The sequence below is a fragment of the Amphibacillus marinus genome, from assembly GCF_900110345.1.
Lineage (GTDB): Bacteria > Bacillota > Bacilli > Bacillales > Amphibacillaceae > Amphibacillus_D > Amphibacillus_D marinus.
This window is the reverse complement of record NZ_FODJ01000022.1, coordinates 1-10,072: the sequence shown is the minus strand read 5'-3', so window position 1 is coordinate 10,072 and position 10,072 is coordinate 1. Positions and strand designations below refer to the sequence as shown.

The 10,072-nt window shown below is 38.8% G+C and carries 7 protein-coding genes; 6 read left to right on the top strand and 1 reads right to left on the bottom strand.

All coding sequences use genetic code 11. From position 1 onward, the window contains the following. Positions 1-187: 187 nt before the first annotated feature. The 6 genes from BM000_RS16495 to BM000_RS16470 all read left to right on the top strand — a co-directional run bounded on the left by BM000_RS16495 (position 188) and on the right by BM000_RS16470 (position 9,256). Complete coding sequence (locus BM000_RS16495) at positions 188-1,123, top strand: GNAT family N-acetyltransferase (RefSeq protein WP_091500426.1); 936 nt, start codon at positions 188-190, stop codon at positions 1,121-1,123. A gap of 74 nt (positions 1,124-1,197) precedes the next feature. Then, positions 1,198-2,061, top strand: coding sequence for an AraC family transcriptional regulator (locus BM000_RS16490; RefSeq protein WP_091500425.1), 864 nt, complete (start codon positions 1,198-1,200; stop codon positions 2,059-2,061). Positions 2,062-2,184: 123 nt separating this feature from the next. Then, on the top strand, positions 2,185-3,477 hold the full coding sequence (locus BM000_RS16485) for an MATE family efflux transporter (protein WP_091500423.1): 1,293 nt from the start codon (positions 2,185-2,187) through the stop codon (positions 3,475-3,477). Between the two features lie 374 nt (positions 3,478-3,851). Then, positions 3,852-5,483 (top strand): FAD-dependent oxidoreductase, encoded by a 1,632-nt coding sequence (locus tag BM000_RS16480; protein ID WP_091500421.1) that lies wholly within the window; start codon positions 3,852-3,854, stop codon positions 5,481-5,483. Positions 5,484-5,642: 159 nt separating this feature from the next. Continuing rightward, positions 5,643-6,221, top strand: a complete 579-nt coding sequence (locus BM000_RS16475; protein ID WP_091500420.1) for a GNAT family N-acetyltransferase — start codon at positions 5,643-5,645, stop codon at positions 6,219-6,221. Positions 6,222-6,484: 263 nt separating this feature from the next. Beyond that, positions 6,485-9,256 carry a glycoside hydrolase family 3 protein gene (locus tag BM000_RS16470; RefSeq protein ID WP_091500418.1) on the top strand — a complete coding sequence of 924 codons (2,772 nt, stop codon included), beginning with the start codon at positions 6,485-6,487 and terminating at the stop codon, positions 9,254-9,256. A gap of 153 nt (positions 9,257-9,409) precedes the next feature. Here BM000_RS16470 and BM000_RS16465 read toward each other — a convergent pair. Continuing rightward, positions 9,410-10,072: BclA C-terminal domain-containing protein (locus BM000_RS16465; protein WP_091500417.1), on the bottom strand; the 663-nt coding region annotated here is incomplete at its 5' end.

Genomic DNA, 10,072 nt, shown 5'->3' with positions numbered 1-10,072 from the left:
GAAAGCGAAGGGACTGCTGAATGCGACACGCTATGCTAGTTAGTGGATTTTTTCATGTGTTTATTTTTAGCTAACTACGTTTAAAAACTCAATAATAAGCTTTAATGTTCCTATTTTCCTATGTTAATATGAATTATGAAATTGACTCAATAATGTAAAGGATGAGAAAAGAGGTGCGTGTTGTATTGTGAATCCATTATTACTTAATATATCGACGTTAATTAAAACAGAACGACTTGTTTTAAGAATTCCATCCGAGCCTGAGGATTCTTATCATATTAACAGGGCAATTCGTTTCTCGTTGCCTGAGCTTAAGCCATGGTTGCATTTTGCTCAAAAGCCACCAACTCTTGAAGAAACTGAGGAGAATCGGAGACAGGCATTTATTAATTTTCATAAACGAAACGCGTTTCGTTTTTTAATACTTGAACAAGCTACCAATCGTTTTGTTGGTATTATTAGCCTTGAAAATGTCGACTGGCGTGTACCGAAGGCGGAAATTGGTTATTGGTTACGCACAGATTTTACGAAGAAGGGTTACATAACAGAGGCTGGTCGTGCGTTATGTGCGTTGGGTATTAATGAACTAGGTTTAAATCGAATTGAAATTAGGTGTGAGCCAGATAATAGTCAAAGCAAAGCGGTAGCGGAGCGCTTGCAATTTAGCTTTGAGGCGCACTTAAAGCAAGATGATATTTCAGCTGACGGCCAATCATTGAGGGATACCTATGTCTATGCTTACACTAAAAAGGATCAACATAATGAATCAATCAAAAAAGTGATTAATCAACTTGAAACGAAGCTGTTAACCAGAAATATGAACGATTTAAAGCACTTGTTGGCAGAAGACTTTGTTGAATTCGGCACATCAGGAGAGGTGTATAGTAAGCGAGATATTATTAATTTTTTTAATCATGAGCAGCAAGAACTGGAGTCGATGATTGAGATTAGTCATTTCCAAGTCAAAGCGTTATCGCCTGGAATTGTACAAGCTACTTTTCAAACAAGAGAACCTTTGAATCGTAATCGCTTGGCTAATCGCTCATCACTGTGGCGAAAGTCAACTGGCAACTGGCAAATGTTCTTCCACCAAGGGACATTAGTAAGTCAAGATGATGTTTAGAGACAAAACTGTGCAAGATTGGTCAGGCTTTTTAAAGTAGTTAAGGATAAACTTGAGTTGTGAGGTGATTTACAATGCATTTTTTAACTGATTTACAAGAAGCAATTGCTTATATGGAAGAGCATTTATTAGAACCGATTAATTATCAAGATGTTGCGTCCTATTTGCATCAATCTAACTATCATTTCCATCGTACCTTTAGCATGATTACAGGAATGACGGCAAATGAGTATATTAGAAAACGGCGCTTATCTGATGCAGGACAAGAACTCATGACCTTTGAGTATAAGGTAATTGATGTCGCTTTAAAGTATGGCTATGACTCTCCGGAGAGTTTTTCAAAAGCATTTTCAAGGTTCCATGGTGTGACACCATATAAAGTTAAGCAGCTTGGACAAAATCTAAAATCGTTTAATCGCCTCGTCATTAAAATTCAAGTGGAAGGCGGGACTGAGATGGAATATAAAATTGTAAGGCGGGATTCATTTCAATTAATAACGAAAGTAGAGACATTTGCTATTGAGCATGCAGCTAATCCGGAGAGTACTGCAATTGCAGATTTTTGGTCCGAGTCAAATCAAAATGGTGTGTCTGCTTTTTTAGCACATTATGGAGCAGATTTTTATGGCGTGTGTGCATCAATTACCAAGGAAAGTAAACAATTCGAATACGGTATTGGTACAGAATACAAAACTGGTGATGTTCCGGAAGGGTATAAATTGTGGACAATCGCTGCCCCTTTGTGGGCAGTATTTCCTTGTATTGGTTCCGACCCCAAATGTATTGGAGAAACATGGGATCGCATTTTCAAGGAGTTCTTACCTAATTCAGCATATGAAATGGTAGATGCAACTGATTTTGAGCTTTACCCAGCAGAAAGTCAAATTGATCTGTTCTGTGAGATTTGGATTCCTGTACAGAAGAAGGATAGAAGTTGACAGGTCTGCTTCACTTTGCTAAAGTTTTGCGTAATAAGTATGATTTGAACAAGGATGGCATATCCTCCTCACTGGGAGGTGTGCCATTCGTTTCGCGTACACAATAACAATTGAGGTGGGCAGATGAGAGGGGATTTTCAAACTTTTTACCGATATGTAAGTTTAAATGTTTTAAGTATGATTGGCTTAGCGATATACATATTAGCAGACACCATTTTTATTGCCAATGCAATAGGAGAATTAGGCTTAGCAGCACTTAATTTAGCCATTCCTATTTTTACCCTTGTTTCAGGAATTGGGCTATTAATCGGCATTGGTGGTGGAACATGGTATACGATTCTAAGAGCACAGCGTAAACCACAAAGCGCGACGAATGTCTTTAATCATGCCTTAATATTGGGGGGCATACTCAGTTTAATCTGCATGTTGGTGGGATTGTTTGGCTCTGAACAACTTTCTATATGGTTTGGCGCGAATGACGAAACACTGGTTCTAACGAGTGTTTATTTAAGGGTAATTTTACTATTTGCGCCATTTTTCATTTTCAACAATTTAATGGTAGCATTTATTCGCAACGACCATAATCCAAAGGTCGCCATGATGGGCATGCTTCTGGGAAGTCTTGCTAATATAATATTTGATTATATTTTCATCTATATTTTTGACTGGGGAATGCTTGGGGCTGCATTAGCAACAAGCATTACGCCAATCATCAGTATACTCGTTCTATTGCTTCATTTTAAATCAGCTGCCAATACATTAAAGGTTGAAAAAATCAAATGGGAATTTTTCATTTTTGGCAGAATTGTCAACTTAGGTCTTTCTGCATTTATAACGGAACTATCAACCGGAATTGTGATCTTAGTATTCAATATTGTGATTGTACGAATAATGGGAAACATAGGGGTTGCAGCCTATAGTATAATTGCCAATATCTCATTTGTTGTGATTGCTATTTATACCGGAGTTGCCCAAGGTATGCAGCCGATAGTCAGTGATTTATTTGGAAGAAACCAAGGTAAAGATTTAAAAAGGGTCAGAAGGTATGGGATGTTCACAGCTATTGCACTAGCCTTCGCTATTTACCTCACTGTCAATCTTACATCTGATTGGATTATAAGTGTTTTTAATCGTGACAATAGTCCTTTACTTCAGTCTTTAACTGAGCAGGGGTTAAGATTATACTTTATTGGCTTTTTTGCGGCAGGTGTAAACATGATTGCGATTGCTTACTTAAATGCAATTGAGCGTGCCAACTTAGCGTTCAAGCTTTCAATATTACGAGGGTGCGTTTTTATTGTACCGCTAATCATGATCCTAGCTTACTTCTTCGACATGGTTGGTGTCTGGCTCAGTTTTGGAGTGTCGGAATTTGCCATGTTGGGCTTAATCGTTTGGCAGCTCAAGCGTTTGTAACTTGGTTTTTTTCTTACTGGTTAACAAGAAGTACGTGAACTTATTTTGCGTGCTTCTTGGTTTTTTTATTGTTAATTATTAACAATCAAAAGTTGCAAATACGCTTGTGTTGCAGTGGTTTTATGACCAATATTAAGGGAATTCCGGGCTTTATGGACAATTATAGATAAGAGAGATACCTCCTAAATTCGCCAAATATCAGCTTGAGAGGGTTAAATTATGAAATAATGGGAATAAGAATGCATAAAGTGAATTTTCAATCAATGGAATTTACTTTATCCTCGACATAGCTTACCTTGATTCTCCTTTTCTGCTTGAAGTGGAGGGCATACAGTCAGTTAAACTGCGTTAAACCATTTTTAGGAGGAACAGAAATGAAATTAATTGTAATTGGAGCTGTTGCGGCCGGAACAGCTGCCGCAGCAAAAGCCAGAAGAAATGATGATAATGCCGACATCACCATTTATGAACAAGATCAAGACATTTCTTATTCAAGCTGCGGACTTCCTTATTATATTGGTGGGGAAGTAGAACAGATCGATGAATTAACACCTAGGGATGCTCACTTTTTTAAAAAGAAATATAATATTAATGTGTGTACTGGGCACCAAGTACAGCAGATTAATTACAGGGTCAAAACGATAACAGTAAAGAATTTAGCTACAGAAGAGGTATTTGATGATAGCTTTGATAAGTTAGTTATTGCTACTGGAGCAAGTCCAGTTTTTCCAAAGATTAGAGGGATAGATCAGAAGCACGTATTTGGATTAAGGACAGTCGAACATGCTAGACAAATAAAGAACTATCTACAACAACAGCAACCTAAGACTGCCGTTATTGTAGGTACAGGGTTTATTGGCTTTGAAATGCTTGAAAATCTTCATGAGCTTGGTATTGACGTAACCATTGTTGAAAAGAATAGCCAAATTACGCCAAATCTCGATGAAGATATGGCCCAATACCTTGAAACGCAATTACGAGCGAAAGGGATAAAAATTATTAAACAGGCAGAGCTGGAAGAAATCAATAGTGATCATGTTGTTCTCAGTCAGCATGGAAAGCTTAGTGCTGAACTTGTTATTATGGCGACAGGTATAAAACCTAATGTGCAGCTAGCAGAAAGAGCTGGAGTGGAATTAGGAGAAACTGGTGCAATAAAGGTGAATAAGCGGATGCAAACAAATATGGAGGGTATCTACGCTTGCGGCGATTGTATTGAAACCTTTTCACTTATTACAATGCAACCTGTTTATCATCCGTTAGGTTCAACGGCAAATAAGACAGGGAGAATTGCAGGAGATGTTTTATCAGGCGGTTCACTCTTTTATAAAGGAAATCTTGCAACAGGTATTTATCGACTATTTAATCTTACTGTTGCAACAACAGGTTTATCAGAAAATGAAGCCAAAGAATCCGGTATTAATGTCGTGGCTGCTCATAACAGTAAGCCTGACAAAGCAAGTTATTTTAATGGTAAGGAAATGTGTATTAAATCAGTCGCTGATAAGCAGTCAGGTAGACTACTAGGTGTACAGATCATTGGTGAAGCTGGTGTCGATAAACGAATTGATGTGTTTGCTACTTTAATTACTTATGGAGCAAGTGCTGACGAGTTATTTCATCTCGACCTAGCCTATGCTCCTCCATTTTCTACTACAAAAGATCCTGTCCATTATACGGGTATGATCTTAGATAATGCAATTAGTAAGGAGCGTGATGTGCGAACATCCAGTAGTCTAGATAATCCTGACGAGACTATTCAAATTATTGATACTCGAACTAAACAGCAGTATAACGAGGGGCATGTTAAAGAATCGATAAATATTCCCCATGCTGAGATTAGAGAACGGATGGGAGAATTGGATAAGGAAGTTCCTGTCTTGACATACTGTAATGGTGGCACGACAGGTAATGCGGTCCAGAATATTTTAATAAATCATGGCTTTAAGAATGTCTCTAATTTATCAGGTGGATACAAGTTCTATCGTACAACGTTAGCAGAATAAGCGGTAGAGTCTGCACGACTCATTTGGTAATACTAGTAAAATAACACTCATTATTACAAGTAAACAATGGTTAACTTTTCTGAGTACAGGTCTGTTACTTTAAATAGTAACGGGTTTGCTTTTACTTAAGAAGGTAACACTAATAATGAGGTGATCAACATGACTATATATTTAAAGAAAAGCAGCTATGACTGTAATCGTCAATCAGATATTGTCGAGCTGCTTTATTCTACAGATCCAGAGCTATTACAGCTATGGTATGGTAATAAGGTAAAGGATGTCCTGCAACAAAGATTGACTTTAAATTTATTAACGCGCTATTTATTGGAGATATGGGATGAGCAGACTTTTGTTGGTATTGTAATTATCTATCCTGTTTCTGCATTGGCAGATAGCGGGGTTCAAGGAACAGCGGACATCCGGAAAATTCTAGGGTGGGCTCAATTCTTTAAGAAAAGAACTATTTATAAGAAAAGTGCAAGAATGTTTAGTGGTGATATACCTAAACATTACTTTTACATACAAGGATTTGCGATTGCACCTAAATATCAGGGGAATGGGGTTGGGTCAACAGTTCTGCAGCAGTTAAAAAAACGCTATTTAAATTTGGCTTTATATGTAAGTGAAAGCAATAATCGGGCCCAGCAGTTTTATGTAAAAAATGGGTTTAAACCAACTTTCTATGGTCAGATGTCCTATCGTAAACAAGCATTTGGTGAATATTTGATGCTCACCTAATCACCGTATATTGTGATTGTCTAATCGTTTTACCTTAACTAATTGCCTAGCTTCGTTCTCATACTCTAATGCAAATGGTTTAATTAATACTGGAGTAATAAGGTTTATTAATGAAAAGCCTCATTATAAAAAGTCCAACAATTAGTGCTAGAAGCATAAAAGCACTTCTTTTTAAGGTTATTTTTCTCGGTATTTTTATGTTTAAAATGAAACCGCTTTCTGATAAAATTAACACTATCGATTTCTATGTAGGAGGAACAATTATGGTAAATCAATTAATAGGCGTACCATTAGAAGGATTTGCTGAATTCAGCAGGAAGGTAGCAGCAGATGGGGCTGTATTGTTAAAAAATGATAAGCAAGTACTTCCCATTACTAATGGAGAAAAGGTAGCGGTCTTTGGCAGGGTACAAAAGAATTATTATAGAAGTGGGACAGGCTCTGGCGGGAGCGTGCACGTTAGTTACACAACTAACTTAATCGATAGTTTACGTGCGAAAAGTGAAATTCATGTTGATGAACAATTAGCTAGTATTTATGATGATTGGATTGAAGAAAATCCCTTTGATGATGGAGGCGGTGGCTGGGCAGCAGAGCCATGGCACCAACAGGAAATGCCACTAACAGATGAAATTGTTAAGCAGTCACAAGCAGTTGCTGATAAAGCAATTGTTGTTATTGGCCGGACAGCTGGTGAGGATCAGGATAATGCTCATGAGGTTGGTAGTTACTTGCTAACTGAAGAAGAAAAGTCAATGCTTAAGCAAGTTACAACGTATTTTGATAAAGTGGCGGTCGTGCTGAATACCTCCAACATTATTGATACAAGTTGGTTAAAAGATTATTCAGTCCAAGGACTTATCTACACTTGGCATGGAGGTATGGAAGGCGGTCGTGCAGCTGCAGATGTTTTGGTTGGGGATGTAACACCAAGTGGTAAACTGACTGATACAGTAGCATATGCTATTGAAGACTATCCTTCTCATGAAAACTATGGTAGTGACACGTGTAATATTTATCAAGAGGACATTTATGTGGGTTATCGATACTTTGAAACATTTGCACCTGACAAAGTTCAATTTCCTTTTGGATATGGTTTATCTTATACAACCTTTAGTTATAGTGAACATACAGCCAACACAGTTAATATAGATAATCAAGCATATATTAATGTATCTGTTAAAGTGACGAATACGGGGAGCTATTCTGGAAAAGAGGCTGTCCAAGTTTATGTAGAGGCACCACAAGGTGAACTGGGGCAGCCATTGCGTTCGCTTGTCGCTTTTGGGAAAACCAAAGAGCTTTCCCCAGGTGAATCTGAAACATTAATGATGCATGTGAGTGTTAATTCTTTAACCTCTTATGATGATAGTGGTGTAACAGGCTATCGATCAGCTTATGTATTGGAAGCCGGTACTTATTACATTCATCTAGGCGCTAATGTCCGCGAGACTGTAGCTGTTTCTGTTGATAAGGATTTAGGTTTCATTGTCGAAAACACTCGCGTAATTGAGCAGCTTGAAGAAGCACTTGCGCCATTAAAAGCCTTTAAGCGCTTAAAGCCAGGAGAAAAACGTTCTGATGGCTACTATAATCCAACTTATGATGATGTTCCAACTCGCCAAATTTCAATGCAGGATCGGATTGCAACGCGATTACCAAGAGAGATCGCACAAACAGGCGATCAGAATTATAAACTTAAGGATGTAGCAGATGGTAAAGTAACGATTGATACATTTATTGCACAGCTGGATGATGCAGAGCTAGCCACAATTGTTCGAGGTGAGGGAATGAGTAGCCCGCTTGTCACACCAGGAACAGCTTCAGCATTCGGTGGGGTGAGTGATACTTTGCTTCATTACGGAATTCCAGTTGGCTGTACTGCTGATGGTCCTTCTGGAATTAGAATGGATAGTGGGCATAAATCTACCCAAGTTCCAATTGGGACATTGCTAGCGGCTACTTGGGATACCGAACTCGTAGAAGAGTTATATGTTTTTGAAGGGAAAGAAATGGTTAGAAATGAAATAGATATGCTTTTGGGGCCAGGGATGAATCTTCGTCGCCATCCATTAAATGGCCGTAACTTTGAATATTTCTCAGAAGACCCATATATTACGGGAATGTTTGCTGTTGCAAATGCTAAAGGTATTATGAAAGCTGGTGCTCACGCAACGCCAAAACACTTTGCCTGTAATAGTCAAGAACAGTCACGTAACAAGGTCGATGCTGTTGTTTCGGAACGAGCTCTCCGTCAGCTTTACTTAAAGGGATTTGAAATGATTGTTAAAGAAGGCGATGCGCGAGGAGTTATGACTGCCTATAATCCAATTAATGGGCATTGGTCTGCCTCAAACTACGATTTAAACACTACAATTCTACGTGGTGAATGGGGCTTTAAAGGTATTGTTATGACGGATTGGTGGGCGCATATGAATGACCCAATTCAAGGCGGTGAGCAAGACCGGAGAAACACTCAGCACATGGTTAGAGCTCAAAATGATTTGTATATGGTTGTTGCAAACTACGGTGCTGAAACAAATGCTATGGATGACTATAGTCTTAAAGGATTAGAGAATGGCCAGTTAACAAGAGGAGAATTACAAAGATCAGCTAGAAATATTTGTAATTTTTTAATTGAAGCACCCGTCTTTAACCGTGATCAAGTCTTTAAGGATAGCTTTGGAAAGCTTTCTGCTAATCAAGCTCCTTCAAAGGAAGGTCAAAGTCTAAGTGCTGCTGGCAGTGTTATTCCAAGTTCAATTGGTTCTGTCACTTTTAAAATAGCCGAATCTGGAGAATATCGTATGTTTGCTGCATTAAAGTCACCAGGAACTGACCTTTCACAGACTGCTTGTAATATCGTCTTAAATGGTGAAACTGTAGCAACTGCTCAGACTAATGGAACTGGTGGCGAAATAATTAAGCAAAAACTACAACGTATCGAATTAGAAGAAGGTTATTATAAGCTTGAACTCGATTTTACTAAACCAGGTATGACAATTGAAGAGATCAGCTTTAATAAAGTAAACTAATTGTAAGAGCGCTATGAGAATTTTAAAGTAAAACAAAAAAAGCATCAGTCGATATGATATGCTCCCTTTAAAGTGGACAGAGAAATAATAAAAATTCTCTGCTACTAGGAAGGGAGCATATCAATATGGCTGATGCTTTTTCAAATATAGAATCTAATCCAATCTAATGAGTGTTAATGACGCTCCCGCGCCCGCTTGTAGGGTCGCACTTCCTAATAAACCAAATAGTTGAAGAGAAACAGTGTTTCCAACACTTAAAGGAACGATAACATTAGCTGTAAAACGGGATAGAGATAGAGCTGCACTTATTGATGAAGCAGTATAGGGAGTTCCGTTTATTAGCAAACGACTTCCCAAAAGTAAGGATGCAGTTAAGTTTACATTATAAAAAATAAAATAGTCACCTGGTTGAGTAATTGTAAATACAGTATTCGCCCCATTAACTATAACGCCATTTAAAACCTGTGCACTCGGTAGCGGCACCAGCGTCCCTACAACAATTACCGGAACGATAGCCCCTGTTGTGTTGGCTGCAAAACTATTCGTTTCAGTAGCGGAGTCTCCTGTCGCTCCAGTTGTTCCGGTAACGCCAGTAGGCCCAGTGGCTCCAGTACTTCCAGTTGCACCAGTAGGTCCGGTAGCCCCAGTTGTTCCAGTTACACCAGTAGGTCCGGTAGCGCCAGTACTTCCGATTGCGCCGGTAGCTCCCGTTGTTCCTGTTGCACCAGCAGGTCCAGTGGCTCCCGTTGTTCCAGTAACACCAGTGGGTCCAGTAGTGCCAGTACTTCCAGTTGCACCAGTGGGCCCAGTGGCTCC